At 67.8% G+C, this 17,098-nt stretch carries 26 protein-coding genes and 1 pseudogene; 16 read left to right on the forward strand and 11 right to left on the reverse strand.

What is annotated here, in order from left to right; genetic code table 11:
• Nucleotides 1–67: 67 nt before the first annotated feature.
• From G4G29_RS14420 to G4G29_RS14430, 4 genes are all read right to left on the reverse strand, one after another.
• The gene (locus G4G29_RS14420) at nt 68–562 is read right to left on the reverse strand and encodes a LytR C-terminal domain-containing protein (protein ID WP_183150579.1); all 495 of its coding nucleotides are present in this window, start codon (nt 560–562) and stop codon (nt 68–70) included.
• A gap of 163 nt (nt 563–725) precedes the next feature.
• Nucleotides 726–983, reverse strand: a complete 258-nt coding sequence (locus G4G29_RS14425; RefSeq protein ID WP_183150580.1) for a DUF3263 domain-containing protein — start codon at nt 981–983, stop codon at nt 726–728.
• 9 nt (nt 984–992) lie between these two features.
• Nucleotides 993–1,136 (reverse strand): hypothetical protein, encoded by a 144-nt coding sequence (locus G4G29_RS22430; protein WP_244632057.1) that lies wholly within the window; start codon nt 1,134–1,136, stop codon nt 993–995.
• Entirely contained in the window at nt 1,133–1,984 is an 852-nt protein-coding gene (locus G4G29_RS14430; RefSeq protein WP_244632058.1) for a DUF2332 domain-containing protein, read from the reverse strand. The genes G4G29_RS22430 and G4G29_RS14430 overlap by 4 nt, the downstream gene beginning before the upstream one ends.
• A 71-nt stretch (nt 1,985–2,055) precedes the next feature.
• Between G4G29_RS14430 and msrB the strand changes: the two genes are divergently transcribed.
• On the forward strand, nt 2,056–2,460 hold the full coding sequence (gene msrB / locus G4G29_RS14435; protein ID WP_183150581.1) for a peptide-methionine (R)-S-oxide reductase MsrB: 405 nt from the start codon (nt 2,056–2,058) through the stop codon (nt 2,458–2,460).
• Complete coding sequence (locus tag G4G29_RS14440; protein ID WP_183150582.1) at nt 2,457–3,056, forward strand: nitroreductase family protein; 600 nt, start codon at nt 2,457–2,459, stop codon at nt 3,054–3,056. The genes msrB and G4G29_RS14440 overlap by 4 nt, the downstream gene beginning before the upstream one ends.
• A 3-nt stretch (nt 3,057–3,059) precedes the next feature.
• Here the strand turns inward: G4G29_RS14440 and G4G29_RS14445 are convergent, their stop codons facing one another.
• Nucleotides 3,060–4,001 carry a DMT family transporter gene (locus G4G29_RS14445; protein ID WP_258566866.1) on the reverse strand — a complete coding sequence of 314 codons (942 nt, stop codon included), beginning with the start codon at nt 3,999–4,001 and terminating at the stop codon, nt 3,060–3,062.
• Between the two features lie 72 nt (nt 4,002–4,073).
• Between G4G29_RS14445 and G4G29_RS14450 the strand changes: the two genes are divergently transcribed.
• From G4G29_RS14450 to G4G29_RS14470, 5 genes and pseudogenes are all read left to right on the forward strand, one after another.
• Entirely contained in the window at nt 4,074–4,700 is a 627-nt protein-coding gene (locus G4G29_RS14450) for an SOS response-associated peptidase family protein (RefSeq protein ID WP_183150583.1), read from the forward strand.
• A 91-nt stretch (nt 4,701–4,791) separates the two neighbouring features.
• Entirely contained in the window at nt 4,792–5,703 is a 912-nt protein-coding gene (locus G4G29_RS14455) for an ATP-binding cassette domain-containing protein (protein ID WP_183150584.1), read from the forward strand.
• Complete coding sequence (locus tag G4G29_RS14460; RefSeq protein ID WP_183150585.1) at nt 5,700–6,515, forward strand: ABC transporter permease; 816 nt, start codon at nt 5,700–5,702, stop codon at nt 6,513–6,515. The genes G4G29_RS14455 and G4G29_RS14460 overlap by 4 nt, the downstream gene beginning before the upstream one ends.
• 675 nt (nt 6,516–7,190) lie before the next feature.
• Nucleotides 7,191–7,298: pseudogene (locus G4G29_RS22435) on the forward strand (hypothetical protein); the annotation flags it as partial.
• 489 nt (nt 7,299–7,787) lie between these two features.
• Nucleotides 7,788–8,459, forward strand: coding sequence for a response regulator transcription factor (locus G4G29_RS14470; protein ID WP_183150586.1), 672 nt, complete (start codon nt 7,788–7,790; stop codon nt 8,457–8,459).
• 13 nt (nt 8,460–8,472) lie between these two features.
• Here the strand turns inward: G4G29_RS14470 and G4G29_RS14475 are convergent, their stop codons facing one another.
• From G4G29_RS14475 to G4G29_RS14500, 6 genes are all read right to left on the reverse strand, one after another.
• Entirely contained in the window at nt 8,473–9,426 is a 954-nt protein-coding gene (locus G4G29_RS14475) for an aldo/keto reductase (protein ID WP_183150587.1), read from the reverse strand.
• Between the two features lie 72 nt (nt 9,427–9,498).
• Nucleotides 9,499–10,320, reverse strand: coding sequence for a polyphosphate kinase 2 (gene ppk2, locus G4G29_RS14480; RefSeq protein ID WP_183150588.1), 822 nt, complete (start codon nt 10,318–10,320; stop codon nt 9,499–9,501).
• 215 nt (nt 10,321–10,535) lie between these two features.
• Nucleotides 10,536–10,823 (reverse strand): hypothetical protein, encoded by a 288-nt coding sequence (locus tag G4G29_RS14485; RefSeq protein WP_183150589.1) that lies wholly within the window; start codon nt 10,821–10,823, stop codon nt 10,536–10,538.
• A 290-nt stretch (nt 10,824–11,113) separates the two neighbouring features.
• The gene (locus G4G29_RS14490) at nt 11,114–12,295 is read right to left on the reverse strand and encodes a tyrosine-type recombinase/integrase (protein ID WP_183150590.1); all 1,182 of its coding nucleotides are present in this window, start codon (nt 12,293–12,295) and stop codon (nt 11,114–11,116) included.
• Nucleotide 12,296: 1 nt separating this feature from the next.
• Entirely contained in the window at nt 12,297–12,737 is a 441-nt protein-coding gene (locus tag G4G29_RS14495; protein ID WP_183150591.1) for an ImmA/IrrE family metallo-endopeptidase, read from the reverse strand.
• A complete protein-coding gene (locus G4G29_RS14500) occupies nt 12,737–13,159 on the reverse strand; it encodes a helix-turn-helix transcriptional regulator (protein WP_183150592.1) in 423 nt (140 codons plus the stop codon). Before G4G29_RS14500 ends, G4G29_RS14495 begins: the two co-directional genes overlap by 1 nt.
• Before the next feature lie 65 nt (nt 13,160–13,224).
• On the opposite strand from G4G29_RS14500, the gene G4G29_RS14505 reads away from it, so the two are divergent.
• The 9 genes from G4G29_RS14505 to G4G29_RS14545 are packed head-to-tail and all read left to right on the forward strand — an operon-like array spanning nt 13,225 to nt 17,098.
• Nucleotides 13,225–13,473 carry a hypothetical protein gene (locus G4G29_RS14505; RefSeq protein WP_210274179.1) on the forward strand — a complete coding sequence of 83 codons (249 nt, stop codon included), beginning with the start codon at nt 13,225–13,227 and terminating at the stop codon, nt 13,471–13,473.
• A complete protein-coding gene (locus G4G29_RS14510) occupies nt 13,470–13,658 on the forward strand; it encodes a helix-turn-helix domain-containing protein (RefSeq protein ID WP_183150594.1) in 189 nt (62 codons plus the stop codon). The genes G4G29_RS14505 and G4G29_RS14510 overlap by 4 nt, the downstream gene beginning before the upstream one ends.
• Before the next feature lie 60 nt (nt 13,659–13,718).
• The gene (locus G4G29_RS14515) at nt 13,719–14,036 is read left to right on the forward strand and encodes a hypothetical protein (RefSeq protein ID WP_183150595.1); all 318 of its coding nucleotides are present in this window, start codon (nt 13,719–13,721) and stop codon (nt 14,034–14,036) included.
• Nucleotides 14,033–14,272, forward strand: coding sequence for a hypothetical protein (locus tag G4G29_RS14520; protein ID WP_183150596.1), 240 nt, complete (start codon nt 14,033–14,035; stop codon nt 14,270–14,272). The genes G4G29_RS14515 and G4G29_RS14520 overlap by 4 nt, the downstream gene beginning before the upstream one ends.
• The gene (locus G4G29_RS14525) at nt 14,269–14,466 is read left to right on the forward strand and encodes a hypothetical protein (RefSeq protein WP_183150597.1); all 198 of its coding nucleotides are present in this window, start codon (nt 14,269–14,271) and stop codon (nt 14,464–14,466) included. The genes G4G29_RS14520 and G4G29_RS14525 overlap by 4 nt, the downstream gene beginning before the upstream one ends.
• Nucleotides 14,453–14,608 carry a hypothetical protein gene (locus tag G4G29_RS14530; protein ID WP_183150598.1) on the forward strand — a complete coding sequence of 52 codons (156 nt, stop codon included), beginning with the start codon at nt 14,453–14,455 and terminating at the stop codon, nt 14,606–14,608. Before G4G29_RS14525 ends, G4G29_RS14530 begins: the two co-directional genes overlap by 14 nt.
• Entirely contained in the window at nt 14,605–15,543 is a 939-nt protein-coding gene (locus tag G4G29_RS14535) for a YqaJ viral recombinase family protein (RefSeq protein ID WP_183150599.1), read from the forward strand. The genes G4G29_RS14530 and G4G29_RS14535 overlap by 4 nt, the downstream gene beginning before the upstream one ends.
• Nucleotides 15,540–16,364 carry a recombinase RecT gene (locus G4G29_RS14540; RefSeq protein ID WP_183150600.1) on the forward strand — a complete coding sequence of 275 codons (825 nt, stop codon included), beginning with the start codon at nt 15,540–15,542 and terminating at the stop codon, nt 16,362–16,364. The genes G4G29_RS14535 and G4G29_RS14540 overlap by 4 nt, the downstream gene beginning before the upstream one ends.
• Entirely contained in the window at nt 16,361–17,098 is a 738-nt protein-coding gene (locus G4G29_RS14545; protein ID WP_183150601.1) for a phage antirepressor KilAC domain-containing protein, read from the forward strand. Before G4G29_RS14540 ends, G4G29_RS14545 begins: the two co-directional genes overlap by 4 nt.

Consider the following 17,098-nt stretch of genomic DNA (forward strand, 5'->3'; position numbering starts at 1 on the left):
TGCTAACGCCATTCTGGCACTCGACACCTTCGAGTGCAAGCCGCCCGATGCGTGCGGCATCCGGAGGTCAGGACGCGGGTTCCCCGGTGGGCGTCTCGGGCGCCGACGTCGATCGATCGAGCCCGATCACGACCGTGAACTGCTTCTCCCCGTCCTCCGTCTGACCGGAGTAGTAATCGCTCTGCTGCACGGCGGCGCCGCCGAGGAGATTCGCCAGCCCGATCGCCGCGAGCTCGTCCGCCTCGTCCACGAAGAACACGGTCGTGGCGGCGAAGTCCTGACTCGAGCTGTCGCCGGCGAAGACGTCGTCAGCGGCCCAGCCGTTGTTGATGAGGGTGTCGCGCATCCGGGTGTCGAGGCCCTCGTCCGGTGTCCCGTTCAGGATCATCACGGAGATGCTCGGGTCGACGATCCCGGTCTCGACGGGCGTCGGGGCCGAGGTCGGACCAGCCTCGGGGAAGAGCGAGATGCGGCCCATCACGACGAGGGAACCGAAGATGCCCGCGATGATGAGCACGAGCGCGGCGACGAAGGACCACAGCAGCACCACCCAGCCGTTCATCCCCGGAGCTTCGGCTCGGTGCGCTCCTACTCGTCCGGAGGAACGGGGAACGTCATCGAAGCGATCTCGGGTGGGCTTTGACACCCCTCGATGCTAGCGGCACGTTCCTGTCAACCCGTTCCACGGCGCCGGGGGCGGCCCCTCCCGGCCACCGGAGAGGGTCTCAGCCCACGAAACCGGGCATCCGGGCGGCACGCCGGGACGCCCGGGAGTCGCGGAGCCGACGGAGCCTGCGCACCAGCATCGGGTCGAACTCCAGGGCGACGTCGGACTCGATGAGCCGTCCGAGCAGTTGGTAGTAGCGGGCAGGGCTCATGCCCAACTGCGTGCGGATGGCCTCTTCCTTGGCCCCGCCGTGGCGCGGCCACGCCGCCTCCAGGGCGAGGATCGCGCGATCGCGCTCCGTGAGGTCTCCCAGCATGGCTCCAGATTAGGACGCGACCGTCGGGATCGCGGTTCGCCACTCCCACCATCGTCCGAGCGGATCCGCGGCTGCGCGGACCTGTCCGTCGATCGCGACGACGAAGCCCGGCCACTTCTCCGCGTCCACCGGAGGGGACCAGACATCCGTCACGCCCGGCGGGTCGATCGTGATCCACCGCGCGTCCAGTCGCGAGATGTCGGCGAGCAGCGCGCTGCGCTCCGCTCTCGGGATGTGCACGAGCACCCCGGGGTGGTGACGACGAGGGTCGCGCCCTGCGGTGCCGCGTCGACGAGGGCGCCGATGCGCTCGCGCGCATCCCCGCGCACGAGAAACGGAGGGTCCGATGCCACGATGTCGAGCGCGGCATCGACGCGCTCCGCACGCCCGGACTCCCCTGGCCAGACGAGACCGCGGAGCCAGCGGCGATCTCGTTCGTCGGCGGCATCGAGCGGCTGCAGATCGATGCCGGCTCTCCAGACGATCTCCGGCATCCGGATCTGCGGCAGTGGTCCGGTGACCCGAGACTCCAGCACGACGGTCGACGGCCCGTCCGCGGGATCCACGCCGAGGCGCAGCCGCCCTTCGGCGTCGGTGAACCGATACGAGTAGCGATCGGGGTAGAGGCACAGTCCGGCAGACGCTCCGAGCTCGAGCAGCGCGATCGGCCCTTCGACCTCCGACAGCAGCGGCAGCAGCGGGGCCAGACGGAGGGGCTCGTTCGTCTGCAGCGAGCGCCGCGTGCACTCCGCGACGACCTCGTCGGCGTTCTGCAGCAGGAAGCCGCGCCAGTCGTCGTACTCCTGCAGCGTTGCGCCGAGCAGGCGCGTCACCGCGAACACGAGCGGCGGCTGCCGTCTCGTCTCCGGGATCCGGGCGAGCACACGCTGCACCTCCTCGTCCGCAGCGACACCCGCAGCCCATCGGGCATACACCGCGCTCCGGCCCGGCGCCTCGTCCCGCGCGAATCGCGCGTAGCGCTCCCGCACTGCTTCCGTCATCCGTCCATTCTGACGCGAAGGACCCGAGACCTCGTCGGACAAGGGAGAATGGAGGCGACTGAGGAGGACACATGTCGTACAGCGTGGACAAGACCGAGGACGAATGGCGCGACGAGCTCGGTGACGAGCAGTACGCCGTGCTGCGGCAGGCCGCGACGGAGCGCGCCTGGACGGGCGAGCTGCTCGACGAGGAGCGGGCGGGTCTCTACACCTGCGGAGCGTGCAACGCCGAACTCTTCAAGAGCGGCACGAAGTTCGACTCCGGATGCGGCTGGCCGAGCTTCTACGAGTCGATCCGCCCCGACGCGGTCGAACTCATCGAGGACGACAGCCTCGGGATGGTGCGCACCGAGGTCCGTTGTGCCAACTGCGGGTCGCACCTCGGCCATGTCTTCCCCGACGGGTTCGGCACTCCGACAGGCGATCGCTACTGCATGAACTCGATCGCACTGAACTTCACGCCTGACGCCTCGTGAGCGCCCTCGACGCCGTCCGCGCGCGTCAATCCTGGTCGAAGGTCGACGAGACGGCGCCGGGCCGCGAAGAGCTGCTGACGTTGGTCACCGCTGCGGGGCGCGTCGCCGATCACTCGTCTCTGCGCCCGTGGCGCCTCATCGAGCTGCGCGGTGCAGACCGCGAGGTGCTCGGCGCGGCGATCGCCACAGCGCAGGGCGACGCCTCGCCGTCGTCGAAGCCGCTGCGTGCGCCGCTGCTGATCGCGGTCGTCGCGAGCTATCGCAAGAGCGAGAAGGTGCCGCGGTGGGAGCAGGAGGCCGTAGCCTCCGGCGTCGCCCACACCCTGAGCCTGCTCCTCGACGAGGCCGGCTGGGGCGTCATCTGGCGCACAGGGCATTACACCCGCGCGAAGGCAGTGGCCAAGGCCCATGGTCTGGGCAAGAACGAAGAACTCCTCGGGTGGCTGTACGTCGGGGGAAAGCCCGACGGGAAGCGACCGGGCCGCCGCAAAGCCGTCGACGCCCGGAAGCTGGTCACGCGGATGCCGAAGCCCGGATCCGTGAAGGCGGGCAAGGGTTCCAAGAAATCGGGCAAGAAGGCTACGAAGACGCCGTAGCCGTCAGCGCCGCCGCGTGCGGGGGACGGCGACGATCACGGACGCGACGGCCACCGCGACCATCGCGATGACCTGCCAGAGCGCCGGGCCCGAGGCCGGAGGCCAGATCAGGTCGATCACGACCGAGGTGACGAGCTGCCCGAGCACCGAACCCAGACCCATCAACAGCACACCGGTGTGGGCGACGATGAACGCCCCGAGCAGGATGTACGCCGCGCCGAGGAAGCCGCCGAGGTACAGCCACGGCTCCGCGGGGAGGGCCTCGGGCATCCCGCGGAAGGCCACGCTCGTCCCCGCCGCCAGCACGAGCACGACGGTTCCGGCGACGAAGCTCATCAGCGTGGCTGCGAGCGGCGACTGGACGCGCTGCGCGAGTCGACCGTTGGTGGCCGCCTGCCACGCGATGCCCACTCCTGCGGCGAACGGCAGCAGGAGCATCCACAGCGGAGCGGATGCGAGCACGTCGCCGGACAGGGAGATGCCGACGGCGGCGAGCGCGAGCACGCCACCGGCCACCCGCCCCGGCGTGACGGCTACGACGCCGGCCGGACCGAACCCGATGCGATCGAGGACGAGTCCGTGCAGGGTCTGTCCCGCGACGACACCGACGCTGAACAGGGAGACGCCGAGGACACCCGCGGTGAGCCCCTGCGTGGAGACGGTGAGGGCGCCGCAGGCACCGCCGAGCAGCATCCAGAACGGGATCGAGCCCTGCCGGATCCCGCTCCACAGGCGGCCGACTCCGCGCCGCGCCGAAGGCAGGCACGCGATCACGGCGACCAGCGCGAGAAGCCCGACGGAGAAGGAGAGGAGCCCGGCCACGATGCCGTCGTCGACGCGGACCCCGAGCACTCCGTTGATGCGCGCCTGAATGGCCGTCATGACCCCGATCGCGACCGCCCCGCCGAGTGCGACCGGAGCGGGGAGTCGACGGGAATCGGGCACCAGTCGACCCTACCCGAGCGCCCCTCTCCTCCCGGACCGGCGGATGTCGGTGCGCACGGCTACGCTGACGGCATGTGCGCGAGCTACGGTCTTGATCCTCGGTTCACCGATGCGGAAGTCCTCGCCGCCGCCGACGATGCGGTGCTCGAAGGGTTGCGCACGTGGGCAGAGGAGAACGCCGGCGAGACCATCCGTCCGACCGGCAGGAACCTCCGCAATCTCAACCCGCTGATCGTCCAGCCCGATGGCGCGCCCACGCTCGAACCTGCGTGGTGGGGTTTCCTGGTGAACGGCGAGCCTGCGAAGTTCCCGTCGATCAACACGCGGTCGGAGCGTCTGCAGGAGCGGCCGGGCGGCGCGAAGTCGCGCGCCATCGTCCCGGCGACGAGCTGGTACGAGATGCAGAAGCCCTCCCGCCGCTGGAACGAGTTCATCATCGATGACGGCACGCTCTTCGGCATGGCGGCGGTGACCCAACGCGGCCGCACGGCAGACGGCGAGTGGTACACGTGCTACTCGATCGTCATGCGGCCGGCCCCGGAGCGCCTCGCAGAGCTGCACGATCGGATGCCGTTGCTGATCCCGACGTCGTTGAGCCACGACTGGCTCACCGCCCCGCCGACCAGAGAGATCATCGACGAGGCCGTGCTCGCCTCCGACGAGATGGCCGCGCGGGTCACCGCCCGCCCCCGCGACTGACCGCGACCTCCGCCGCCGGGAGGATGTTCGGCTCGAGAGACGGTACCTGGGGCGGATGCGCAGCACCGATGCGGTCCGTAGCGTGGACGACATGATCACAGCAGAAGGCCTCACGAAGAGGTTCGGAGACAAGACGGCCGTCGATGACGTGTCCTTCACCGTCCACCCGGGCAGCGTCACGGGTTTCCTCGGTCCGAACGGCGCCGGCAAGTCGACCACGATGCGGATGATCGTCGGCCTGGATCGGCCGACATCGGGACGCGCCGCGGTCGCCGGTCGCGAGTACCGCAAGCTCCGCGCACCTCTGACCGAGGTCGGCGTGCTCCTCGACGCGAAGGCCGTCCACACGGGGCGGACCGCGCGCAATCACCTGCGGGCGATGGCGGCGACGCACGGGATCCCCGCCTCTCGCGTCGATGAGGTCATCGACATCGCTGGGATCGGGTCGGTCGCTCGCAAGCGCGCCGGCAAGTTCTCCCTCGGCATGGGACAGCGCCTCGGGATCGCGTCGGCACTCCTCGGAGACCCTCACACGCTGATCCTCGACGAACCGGTCAACGGCCTCGACCCCGAAGGTGTCCGCTGGGTGCGCCAATTCGCACGGCACGCGGCGTCCGAAGGGCGCACGGTCCTCCTCTCCAGCCACTTGATGAGCGAGATGGCGCAGACCGCGGATCACGTCATCGTGATGGGACGCGGCCGGGTGCTCGCGGACGCCCCGTTGTCGGAGCTCGTGCGCTCCTGGACACGGAACACCGTCCGGGTGCGCACTCCGCGTCCGGCAGATCTCGCGGCGGCCGTCGGCGGTCCGGATGTCGAGATCGTGAGCTCCGCGCCGGACCTCCTCGACATCGTGGGCCTGCCTGCCTCCCGCATCGGCGACCTCGCTGCCGACCGCGGCATCCCCCTGCACGAGCTCACCCCGACCACCGGCTCCCTCGAAGACGCCTATCTCGCTCTCACCGGCGATTCCGTCGAGTACCGCACCAAGGAGATCTCATGACCGCGACACAGGCCGTCGCTCCCTCACGGCCCCGCATCGACACCGGCCGACGACTGACGTTCGTGCGTGCACTCCGCGGGGAGTGGATCAAGCTGGCCACGCTGCGCTCGACGTGGTGGTCGATCGGGATCGCGGCGGCGCTCACCATCGGGATCGCCGTCCTCATCGCCCAGGCGATCGACATGCCGGGATTCGAGCCGATCCAGGCCGTCATCATGCCGATCCAGTTCACCATGCTCCTCGCCGGGATCATCGGCGCGATCTCGGTCACCGGCGAGTACTCCACGGGGATGATCCGTTCGACCCTCACGGCGAACCCGATTCGCGGATCGGTGCTCGCCGCGAAGTCGATCGTGCTCGCGGTGTTCCTGTTCCTGTCGTCGCTGGTGATCTTCGCCGTCGCCGCGGTCGCGGTCTCGCTCGTCTTCGCTCCGCGCGACCAGAGCATCGACTGGTCCGACCCCTCGGCGTCGTTCCTGCCGATCGTCGTGGCTTCGCTCGCCATGGCCGTCTTCGCGCTGATCGGAGTGTCGTTCGGGTTCATCCTCCGCTCCGGTGCTGGCGCGATCGCCGCGACCGTCGGCGTCCTGTTCGTGCTGCCGATCGTGGCGAACTTCTTCACGTTCGCGGGTGAGACATGGGCGTGGATCGTCGATGCGGCGAACTACCTTCCCGTGGCGGCTGCACAGAGCGCGATCCTGCCCGGCGACGATGCAGCGCTGGACGCTCCGTCCGCGTTCCTCACACTCGCGTGCTGGGTGGTCGGCGGAGCCGTCGCGGCCTGGGCCGTGCTGCGCACACGCGACGCGTAAAGTCGGCGCGTGAGCAGAAAGCGAAGCCGCAGCGACTCGATCCGTGAGGACGAGGAGCTGCGGCTTCCGCGTGCGCCTGGACTCTTCCGACGGTTCTGGGCGCGACATCCCCTGCTGGCCGATGTGCTGCTCGCTCTGCTGTGCCTCCTGCTCTCCCTCGCTCCGGCAGGACGCCTCACCGATTCGTCGATGCCGGAGGCGACGTACATCGCCATCAACATCGCCACCCTGTCGATGGTCGCGATCGCGTGCAGCACGCTGCTGTGGCGTCGAAGGGCACCGCTCGCCCCGTTCATCGCCGCGGTGATCCTCGGTACCGTCGGACTGTTCACCGGGCTCTCCGGGGGCATCATCCTCCTGCTCGTCGCCTGCTACGGTCTTGCGGTCTACCGGTCCTCCCGCACAGCGTGGACGTGCTTCGGCACCGGCGCCGTCTGGTTCCTCGGTCTTGCCGCGCTGCTCATGGCGACGGGCGCCATCACTCTGCAGGATGGGCTCGACACCGCGCTCGGATACGTCGTGCTGGGCCTGATCGGCACGCTCGTCGGCGTCAACGTCGGCGGGCGCAAACGCTATCTGTCGGCCGTGATCGACCGCTCACGCCAGTTGCTGGTCGAGCGCGATCAGCAGGCGCAGCTCGCTGCCGCATCCGAACGCGCGCGCATCGCCCGCGAGATGCACGACATCGTGTCGCATTCGCTCACCGTGATCGTCGCGCTCTCCGAAGGCGGAGCCGCGACCCCGAACCGCGAGCAGGCACGCAGAGCCGCGCTCTCGGCAGCGGAGACGGCCAGGTCTGCGCTCACCGAGATGCGGTCCATGCTCGGCGTGCTCCGCGACGAAGACTCCCCCTGCCGATGGCGCCCGTGCAACCCGTCCTCCCTCGCGACACCATCGAGGCCGCGCAGCGGGCGGGATACCCGGCCACGCTGGCGATCATCGGCCAAGCGGAGGTCTCCCCGCCGTCGAACACGCGATCGGACGGATCGTCCAGGAAGGCGTGACCAACGCCATGCGCCACGCGCCGACGGCGTCGGCTGCCACTGTGCGTGTGGAGTATGCCGTCGACGTGGTGACGATCGAGATCGTCAACGACGGGGTCTCCGGCGCAGTAGGCTCCGACGGTTTCGGCGTGCGCGGGCTCTCCGAGCGGGCCGCACATGTCCGGGGCACGGTGCGCTCCGCGCCCGCGGATGGCGGACGATGGGTTCTGCGTGCCGAACTGCCCATCGCGGGGAACGCTCACCAGGCACGAGCGACGGAGGACGAACGATGACCGAGACGATCAGGGTGCTCCTGGTGGACGACCAGGAGCTGATCCGTGTCGGCTTCCGCATGGTGCTCGAAGCCGAGGCCGACATCGTGGTCGTCGGCGAGGCCGGAGACGGGAAGGCCGCGATCGCCCAGAGCAGAGCGCTGGCTCCCGATCTGGTGCTCATGGACATCCGGATGCCGGAGCTCGACGGCATCGCCGCCACAGAGGCGATCGTGCGAGAGCACCCGCACACCAGGGTGCTGGTTCTGACGACTTTCGACCTCGACGAGTATGCGTTCGGTGCGATCCGTGCCGGTGCGAGCGGCTTCCTCCTGAAGGATGCGCAGCGGCACGAGATGATCTCCGCCGTGCGCGCGGTGCACCGCGGGGATGCCGCGCTCTCGCCGCGGATCACCAGGATGCTGCTGGATCACGTGACCCCGCAGCTCGATACCTCTTCCGCGAGCGCCGACACGGAGGAGAGCGCGGCGCTCGCATCGCTCACGGAGCGTGAGCGTGACGTCTTCCTCGCGATCGGACGCGGCCTGACGAATGCCGAGATCGCGCAGACGCTCTACGTGGGAGAGTCGACGGTGAAGACGCACGTCGGTCGTGTGCTGGCGAAGCTCGGGGCCCGCGACCGCATCCACGCGGTGATCCTGGCGCACCGGCTCGGTCTCGCGGGATAGCGACCCTTACGCGTCAGGCGCGGGTGGGAGTCCACTCCGAGACGCGGTCGAGGAGCTGCACCTCGTCGGCGGAGAGTTCGAGGCGGGCTCCGGCGAGCAGGTCGGGCACCTGCTCGACCGTACGCGCACTCGCGATGGGGGCGACGACGGTCGGCTGCGCGCGCAGCCATGCGAGCGACGTCGCGGCGATCGACGCGCCGTGCGCATCACCGATCTCCTCGAGCGCGTCGATGATCCGCAATCCGGCGGGCGTCGCATACTTCGCGGCGCCCTGCGCACGAGGCGAATCCTGACCCGCAGCGTCCGTCGAACGGTACTTCCCGGTCAGGAAGCCGCTCGCCAGCGAGTAGTACGGGATGAGCCCGAGGTCGAATTCCTCGGCGACGGGGATGATCGCGTCCTCGACCTCGTTGCGGTGCACGAGGTTGTAGTGCGGCTGCACGGCGACCGGCACGGCGGCTCCCGTGCGACGCGCGATCTCGACCCACTCCCTGATGCGGTCAGCCGAGTAGTTCGACACGCCGATGTGGCGGACCAGGCCGTCGGCGACCAGCGCGCCGAACGCCGCCACCGTCTCCTCGAGGGGAACGGTCTCGTCGTCGAAGTGGGCGTAGTACAGGTCGATCTCATCGACGCCCAAGCGGAGCAAGGACGCCTCAGCCGCCTTCCGCACCGTTGCTGCGGAGAGTCCGCGGAACTCCGGGTGCTGGCTCACCTTCGTCGCGACGACGACCCCGGACGGCTTGCGCGAGGCGAGCCAGGCGCCGATGATGCGCTCGCTCTCGCCGCCTTCGTTTCCCGGAACCCAGGCGCTGTAGGAGTCCGCCGTGTCGATGAAGTCGCCGCCGCCGTCGATGAAAGCGTCGAGCACCTCGAAAGACGCGTCGCGGTCGGCGGTCCAGCCGAACACGTTGCCGCCGAGGGAAAGAGGGAGAACGTCGAGATCACTGCTGCCGATGCGAGTCATGTCGTTCACAACCGCCGACCCCGGTGTCCGCATTCCCGGATGACGCCCCGTTGCGACGGCCCGCCGCTCGCGTCAGCCCGGTGTCTCACCGTCGTCATACATCTGCGATGGACGGCCGACCAGGCGCGCGTCGGGAGCGTGCGCCACCATCGGGTCCTTCCCCGGATAGTCGAAGCGGGAGAGGACGAACCTCATCGCCTCGAGCCGTGCGCGCTTCTTGTCGTTCGACTTGATGACGATCCACGGGTCGGCCGGAGTGTCGGTGTGGAAGAACATCTCCTCCTTCGCCTTCGTGTAGTCCGCCCATCGGTCGACGCTCGCGAGGTCGGTGGGGCTCAGCTTCCACTGCTTGACGGGGTCTTCACTGCGTCGCGCGAACCGCCGCCGTTGTTCTGCCTCTCCGACCGAGAACCACAGTTTGATGAGACGGATGCCCGACCCGACCAGCATCCGCTCGAACTCTGGAACGGTGTGCATGAACTCGTGATAGTCGTCGGAGGAGCAGTACCCCATGACGCGTTCGACACCTGCGCGGTTGTACCAGGATCGATCCATCAACACCATCTCCCCGCCCGACGGCAGGTGTGCGACATAGCGCTGGAAGTACCACTGCGTCCGCTCGGCGTCGGTCGGCTTGTCGAGCGCGACGACCCGCGCGCCACGCGGGTTCAGGTGCTCCATGAAACGCTTGATCGCGCCCCCCTTGCCCGCGGCGTCGCGCCCTTCGAACAGGATGAGCACGCGTTCGGACGAGTGCTTGACGTGAGCCTGGAGCTTGAGGAGCTCGATCTGCAGCAGCCGCTTCTCGCGCTCATAGGCCGAGCGCGAGAGCTTCTTCGAGTACGGGTATCCGTGCTGCCATTCGGGTCTCGCGGTCGCCGGCGCGCTGCTCATGATGGGCCCTCCCCAGGGTGCTCCGGAACCTCGCACACAGGGGGTGGGCGCAGGTGGCCGGGCGGGGTGGCGGCCACCTGCGCCGTCTCCGACCTGGCGAATCCATCGACCACCAGGAAAACCGACACGTGAGTAACATATCACCTTATAAGGCGATACACAAAAAGGCCGCGGAGATCGGCCTCCTCGACCTGCGGCGCGATGGGATGCCTCAGCTACTGGCGGCCGGCGTCCGTGCCGTGGCGCGCTTCGAAGGCCCGCACGTCTCGCAGGACATGTCGGAGCGTGAACACCTGCGCGATGGCCAACATCACGCTCACCGCACCGATGATCACCCGCATCACATCGAGGTCACGCATTTCCGTCAGCAGCCCGGAACTCAGCCACCAGGCGGCACTCACGGTCCAGAAAACGGCGAGCACGATCGCCCATGTCTTCCGTCGCTGCAGAGCGAGGCGCTGCTGGATCAACGACGGTGTGCGCTCGGCATCGGGCTCACTCATGGCATGGCCCATGCGTCGTCACGAGTCAGCGGCATATCCGAGGTCGCGTGACAGCCGTCGCCGATCTCAGACGAGAGCTGACGCTCTTCGGCCCCGGACTCCCCCACCGATTCGCTCATGCGCAGAGCATAGCTGTGCCCACTCGTGCGAGGACTCAGAGAGCCGACTACGGGACTCGAACCCGTAACCCCCGTTTCCCGGGCAGCATTTCTGGAGACTTACCGTTATCTACGCTGACCTGGGAGTCAGCAGTGTCGTTCTTACGCGCTGATCCTCGTCCTTACCCCGCTCTACTTCTCAATTCGCTGGGTAAGTGCTGGATCGGTCGCGAACTGTTCCAGGATCTCGCGGACGTCCGGTCCCAGGTGTAGCCGCTTGATGTAGTTCTTCCGAGTGACAGTCGAACCCTTCACGTGACCCAGCTGGTCGCCGGCCACATCGTCGCCAGCCACGGTGGCCACCAGGGTCGCTACGGCCTTCCGGAATGTCTTCGGCACGACCCAGTCCTCGTACCCGCTCGCCGCGCGGAAGGTCCTCCACTGGGTGCGGAAATTGTTGGGGCTGCGCAAGGTTCCAGCGGTCGAGTCGAACACGTACTCGCTGGTCGACTCGACGCGGCGGCGCAGCAGCATCTCGACGACGAACTGCGGGAGCCGAAGCGATCGGTTCGACTCCTCGGTCTTCGGATAGGGCTGGCGAACGAGTCCCACCTTCGGCTTGTGCACGGCCGTTCCGGTAACGTGCACCAGCGGAACGTCGAGGTCCAGCTCGAGGTCTTCCCATCGGACAGCGAACAACTCACCGGTGCGGATACCGGTGCCGACGATCATGTCGACGGGATCCGCGAGATCGGTGACACGAGCGCGGCCGCGGGCGTCCCGACCAGCGTCCCACGCGCGCAGCTGCGATCGGACGATGCCGACCGCCTCGACGTCGAGCGTCTCCACGACCGGCTTCTTCCGCGGGATAGTGTCGGCGTCGCGCACAGGGTTCGTAGCCATCGCGCCCTTCCTCACGGCGCGCTGGCAGACACCCGACAACACCACTCGGGTGATTCGCGCGGTCTCCGGCCCCGACGACGCCTGCAGCGCCGTGAGGAAGCGATCCACCGCCTGCACGGTCACCTCGCGGAGTTGCAGGGAACCCATGGCTTTCCTGACGTGCCTCAACTGGCGCCGGTACGTAACACGGCTTCCGTCGGAGAGGTCGCGGTCGTCAAGGTGCTTGTCCCAGTCATCGATGACTCGGTTCAGTCGTGTCTCGGGTGTGAGGTCTTCGTTCGGGAGGCGTGCACGGTCGCGGAGCGCGGCGAGGAGCGCGCGTTCCGCCGCCGCGCCGGTGTGTCCGCCTCGCTCAACTTGCCGCGTGACGCCGTCGTAGTCGCGGAACCGAGCGTAGGCGATCCATGACCCGCCGCGCTGCGCGCGCTTGATTTTCCCCCACGTGCCGAGCACGAGAGGTGGGCGGGCCATCTCAGACCTCGACCTTGTGCACCCACTGGCCCACACCCATCCGAGGCGCGACGTAGGAGGTATCGCCGATCCGGTGGAGGATGCGCTGGAACGCCTTCACCAGCCCCACCGTGACGGCGAGGTCATAGGCCATAGCGGCAATGTGACCGTCCCAGCGCTGCTCAGACTCGCGATAGCCGTCGAGAGTGATTAGGCGCAACGCCGCCCACTCGTCAGCTCGGCGTTCCTGACGCGCGTTGACGGGCCCGAAGCGCGAGGGGACGTCTTCCCAGATCGCGTGCGCCAGCTCGTGCGCGAGCACTGAGCGTTCTTTGCGAAACGTCATTTCGTCGCGCAAACGGATCCGCTTGAGATCGTGCCTGTACTCCCCATCACGGCTCTCCAGCTTGGCGTACTCAACGGTCACTCCGATGGCATCCGCCATCTCCAGAAGTTCTTCCACTACCCCTCGTACCCTTCGTCGGTCTCGTCCTCTCCGGTCCGCTCCGACGCGACGGCGAGCATGTCGTCCTGCGCTCGATCCTGCCGACGAGCTCGGACATTGAGCGCGGTCACGTTCGACGGCGCGGACACACCGGCAATGAACGACCCTGCGTTCAATCCGAGGGCGCTGCAGATTGCGTCGACGTCGGTCAACGTGAACGCCGCTTCATGCCGGAAGCGCATCGCCACGTAGTTGTTCGAGCGGTTGATCCGCCGCGCGAGTTCACGCTTGGAGATGTTCTGCTCCTCGATGACGGCTGCCAGCGCATCCGCAATCTTGCGGGCGAAGGATGACACCTCGGGCTCGGAATCTCTGGGGCTCATGTCGATCACTGTACCGATATAAGTGCAATTTTGTCTATGCGGAAGCGGAATTACCACCTTCCTGAACCTTGATGGGTGCAGATGACTTGACAGTGAACCGAGATAGGTTCACCATGGGAGCCATGACACCCGAACTCCCCCTCCCCCAAAGAGTCGCCGCCGAAGTGCGCGCCGAAATGGGGTGGCAGAAGAAGCCCGTCCGCGAGCTCGCCGAAGTGCTCGACGTGGTCTATCGGGGCGCGAAACAGCGCTACGACGGTGACCGCGAGTATCAACTCGACGAACTCCCCAAGATCGCCGAGTGGCTTGGCGTCTCCGTAAGTCAGCTGACTACCGGCCGCCGCGACCGAGAGCGCCAGGACGCAGCATGAGTGCCGCGGTTCTCGACATCAAGCAGGTGGCAGAGAAGACCGGACTCGCAGTGCAGACGCTATACAACCTGCGTAGCACCGGCGGTGACGGGCCGAAATCGTTCACTCTGCGCGGTCGCGTCCGGTACTACGAGGCCGACGTTGACGCCTGGATCGCTGCCGCCGCGGAGCGCAGCGCTGCCTGACCAAAAAGATTCACCCCCGCGGCAACGGGGGCGAATCACGAAATGAAAGGAGCACCACAGATGCTCACGAAGATCCTACCGGGCGACGTCAAGCCCGTGTCAGCACGCGCCGTGTCGCGCGTCCACCCTCTTCCGGATCTGGGGTCCGGGAAGCCGGCTGGGGCTCCCGGCAAGACCGATCTGGGCACGGCAGGGACCGCTGCCCCGGTCGAGTCGACCGCGGACCCTCGCCCCTACCTCAATCCGAACAACGGAGAGCGCACGGCGTTCCCCCACGCGGTCAGTGAGTACCGACCTCGGTCCCGCAGGCAGATTGCCAGGGACGACGCACGGCATGCGGCCGCTCAGGAGACGTACGACGGCGGTGACGCAGCGTGAGCACCGCGGCTCAGGTCAACATCCTGCCCGACTACCTCAGCGAGGCGAAGCGGATCCGCGAGGACCGGACGCCACTCGATGTCGACCCATTCAAGGGCGCGTTCCTCGCGACCACCTGCCCTGGCTGCGATCACGACGTGAGCGCGTTCGTGGTGGACGGTCCGGATCCCGTGTTCGTGGACCTGGTGTGCCCCCGCCCCTCATGCAGCCACGAGTTCACGGAGGCGATCACTTGATCCTCCTCCGCTGGGTCGCGATCCTCTGGGCGGTCATCTGCCTGGGCGGTCTGTTCTTCGCCCCGCACGGCTGGCCCTCGACCATCCTCGCCGGCATCTTCGCCCCCCTCTTCCTCTTCATCTGCTGGACCTTCGGCGCGTTCGCCAGGTCCGACCCCAACTCTCGAAAGGCAGACCCCGATGTCCGCTCTTGATGCCGCCCGTGAACGACTTTCCGCCGCCCGCTCCGCTGTGATCCGCGCCGAGGCTGCGCTCGACAACGCGACCCGTCGCCGCGATGAGGCCGAAGAGGCCCTGTACCGCGCCGAAGAGGAAGACCTCGGAGGCGTCGCATGAGCTTCACGATCATCGACGTCCAGCCCGACACCGACGAGTGGCTGCGGGAGCGTCGCGGCTCCATCGGCGCGTCGGAGGCCCCCGCAGTCATGAACATGTCGGCGTACGGCAACACCCCGCTCGACGTGTACAAGGCGAAGCAGGGTCTCGACCGGGAGTTCGACCCCGTGCTCGGTTTCATCGGGCACGCGTCCGAACCGATCATGCACGAGTGGGTCGAACGATTCTCCGGCCTCGGCCTTCGCCTTCTCACGGGATTCATGGCACGCAGCGTCGAGCACCCTTTCCTGCACGCGACGTTCGACCGGGTCACTGAGGACGGTGTGAAGGTCCAGATGAAGACGGCGCACCAGTACGCCGGCCACCACTGGGACGAGGGCGTGCCGACCGACATCCGCGTGCAGGTACAGGCCGAGCTCGCAGTGTCTGGTGACCCGCGCGCACTGGTCGTCGTGTGGATCGGTGGGCGTGAGTTCCGCCACTACTGGGAGCCGCGCGATGACCGGTTCATCCGCGACCACCTTCTCCCGACGCTCGGTGCGTTCTGGCACGACAACGTCCTCGCTGGAGTGACGCCGGACCCGTCGACCACCGCCGAGCTGAACGAGATGGACGTCGAGGAGAGGAAGACCATCGAGGTCACGGACACCGCGCTGGAGGCGATCGAACGCCGTGCGGTGCTCCTCTCCGACGCCGAATCGATGGTCGCGGAAGCCGACGCGCTCAAGGTCGCGATCGGCGCGTGGATGGGCGACGCGGACACCGTCACGAAGGACGGCCGCAACGTCCTCACCTTCCGTTACCAGAAGGGCCGCGCCGGGTTCGACCAGAAGTCGTTCCGGGAGGCGTACCCGCAATTGCACAACCAGTTCGTGACCCAGGGGTCCCCGTTCCGCGTGATGCGGACGGTCAAGCAGAAGGAGCAGGCGAAGTGACGAAGGACCTGTCCACGGCCGCTGCGGGGGCAAAGTCCCAGCCGACGATGAAGGACCTCGTCGAGGCGCAGCTTCCCGCGATCGAGCGTCAGCTCGGCGGGGCCATGAACTCGGCCGCGTTCGTCCGGGCCGTCCTCTCCGAGATCGGGAAGTCGCCCGACCTCATGCAGGCCGACCCGAAGACGCTCCTCGGTGGTGTCATGCTCGCCGCGCAGCTCCGGCTCGAGATCGGTTCAGGGCTCGGCGAGTTCTACCTCACCCCGCGGAAGGACCGCGGACGTCAGATCTGCCTCCCGATCATCGGGTACCAGGGCCTCATCAAGCTCGCGCTGCGCTCCGAGTTCGTGATGAACGTGCAGTCGTTCCTCGTCCGCCAGGGTGACCAGTTCTCCTACGGTGCAAACGCGGAGCGCGGCATGTTCTACGACTGGGTGCCGCAGGACTTCGAAGAGACCCGCCCGTGGATCGGTGTCGTCGCAACGGCACGCATGACATCGGGTGGGACGACGTGGGTGTACCTGACCCGCACACAGGTCATGGACCGGCGCCCTTCCTACTGGAACTCCACCCCGTGGAAGACCAACGAGGACGAGATGGTCAAGAAGACCGCCGTCCGCGCGCTCGCGAAGTACCTCCCCAAGTCGACCGACCTGGGCCATGCGCTCGAGGCCGACGAGGCGAAGGTGCAGACCCTCAAGGGACTCGACGAGGTCGAGGTGACCCGCCTCGACGATGAACCGGAGACGGTCGTCGTCCAGGAGCAGAGCCCGCGCGCTCGCACCCCTGAGGAGCAGGCCGAAGACCGGGAGGCACAGCGATGAACGCTCTCGAGGTCTTCAACTACGACGGTGCCGACGTCCGCACGATCCTCATCGACGGCGACCCCTGGTTCTCCGCGGTCGACGTGTGCGCGGCACTGGAAATCGGCAACACGACTCAGGCGATGACCCGTCTCGACGCCGATGAGCGCACCCTCATTTCAAATGAGGGTCGCGATATCAACGTCGTCAGCGAGGCGGGGTTGTTCTCTCTCATCCTCGGGAGCCGGAAGCCCGAGGCGCGCGCGTTCAAGCGCTGGGTGACGCACGAAGTGCTCCCGTCGATCCGCCGCACCGGCTCGTACGTCGTGGAGACGCCCGAGCAGCTGATGTCGCGTGCGCTCGTCACCGCCCAGGGGATCATCGCGTCGAAGGATCAGCAGATCACCGCGCTCGCGCCTCGCGCTGAGGCGTGGGATGAGCTCGCGTCTGCTGAGGGCGACTACTCGGTGGCTGATGCCGCGAAGATACTCGCCCGGGCGGGTGTGAAGACCGGCCCTCAGCGCCTGTTCGACCAGCTCGCCGGCATCCGCTGGATCCACCGTGCTCACGACGGGAAGTGGCGCGCGTACGCGTCCGCCGTCGACAACGGCTACCTGACGGAGAAGCCGCAGTCGCACTACCACCCGCGCACGAGCGAACTCATCCTCGATGCCCCTCAGGTGCGCGTCACGGTCCGCGGCCTCGAGCGGCTACGCCAGCGCCTCGGCGCGATCGAGACAGGTGCCGCAGCGTGA

The organism is Microbacterium sp. Se63.02b, assembly GCF_014171575.1.
Classification (GTDB): domain Bacteria; phylum Actinomycetota; class Actinomycetes; order Actinomycetales; family Microbacteriaceae; genus Microbacterium.

Excerpts from the sequence above, each read along its gene's own strand:
- G4G29_RS14450 (WP_183150583.1), top strand. The coding sequence starts at position 4,074 with ATGTGCGCGAGCTACGGTCTTGATCCTCGGTTCACCGATGCGGAAGTC.
- G4G29_RS14455 (WP_183150584.1), top strand. The coding sequence starts at position 4,792 with ATGATCACAGCAGAAGGCCTCACGAAGAGGTTCGGAGACAAGACGGCC.
- G4G29_RS14535 (WP_183150599.1), top strand. The coding sequence starts at position 14,605 with ATGAGCTTCACGATCATCGACGTCCAGCCCGACACCGACGAGTGGCTG.
- G4G29_RS14530 (WP_183150598.1), top strand. The coding sequence starts at position 14,453 with ATGTCCGCTCTTGATGCCGCCCGTGAACGACTTTCCGCCGCCCGCTCC.
- G4G29_RS14430 (WP_244632058.1), bottom strand. The coding sequence starts at position 1,984 with ATGACGGAAGCAGTGCGGGAGCGCTACGCGCGATTCGCGCGGGACGAG.
- G4G29_RS14510 (WP_183150594.1), top strand. The coding sequence starts at position 13,470 with ATGAGTGCCGCGGTTCTCGACATCAAGCAGGTGGCAGAGAAGACCGGA.
- G4G29_RS14425 (WP_183150580.1), bottom strand. The coding sequence starts at position 983 with ATGCTGGGAGACCTCACGGAGCGCGATCGCGCGATCCTCGCCCTGGAG.
- G4G29_RS14485 (WP_183150589.1), bottom strand. The coding sequence starts at position 10,823 with ATGAGTGAGCCCGATGCCGAGCGCACACCGTCGTTGATCCAGCAGCGC.
- G4G29_RS14470 (WP_183150586.1), top strand. The coding sequence starts at position 7,788 with ATGACCGAGACGATCAGGGTGCTCCTGGTGGACGACCAGGAGCTGATC.
- G4G29_RS14515 (WP_183150595.1), top strand. The coding sequence starts at position 13,719 with ATGCTCACGAAGATCCTACCGGGCGACGTCAAGCCCGTGTCAGCACGC.
- G4G29_RS14545 (WP_183150601.1), top strand. The coding sequence starts at position 16,361 with ATGAACGCTCTCGAGGTCTTCAACTACGACGGTGCCGACGTCCGCACG.
- ppk2 (WP_183150588.1), bottom strand. The coding sequence starts at position 10,320 with ATGAGCAGCGCGCCGGCGACCGCGAGACCCGAATGGCAGCACGGATAC.
- G4G29_RS14505 (WP_210274179.1), top strand. The coding sequence starts at position 13,225 with ATGACACCCGAACTCCCCCTCCCCCAAAGAGTCGCCGCCGAAGTGCGC.
- G4G29_RS14460 (WP_183150585.1), top strand. The coding sequence starts at position 5,700 with ATGACCGCGACACAGGCCGTCGCTCCCTCACGGCCCCGCATCGACACC.
- G4G29_RS14420 (WP_183150579.1), bottom strand. The coding sequence starts at position 562 with ATGAACGGCTGGGTGGTGCTGCTGTGGTCCTTCGTCGCCGCGCTCGTG.
- G4G29_RS14490 (WP_183150590.1), bottom strand. The coding sequence starts at position 12,295 with ATGGCCCGCCCACCTCTCGTGCTCGGCACGTGGGGGAAAATCAAGCGC.
- msrB (WP_183150581.1), top strand. The coding sequence starts at position 2,056 with ATGTCGTACAGCGTGGACAAGACCGAGGACGAATGGCGCGACGAGCTC.
- G4G29_RS14475 (WP_183150587.1), bottom strand. The coding sequence starts at position 9,426 with ATGACTCGCATCGGCAGCAGTGATCTCGACGTTCTCCCTCTTTCCCTC.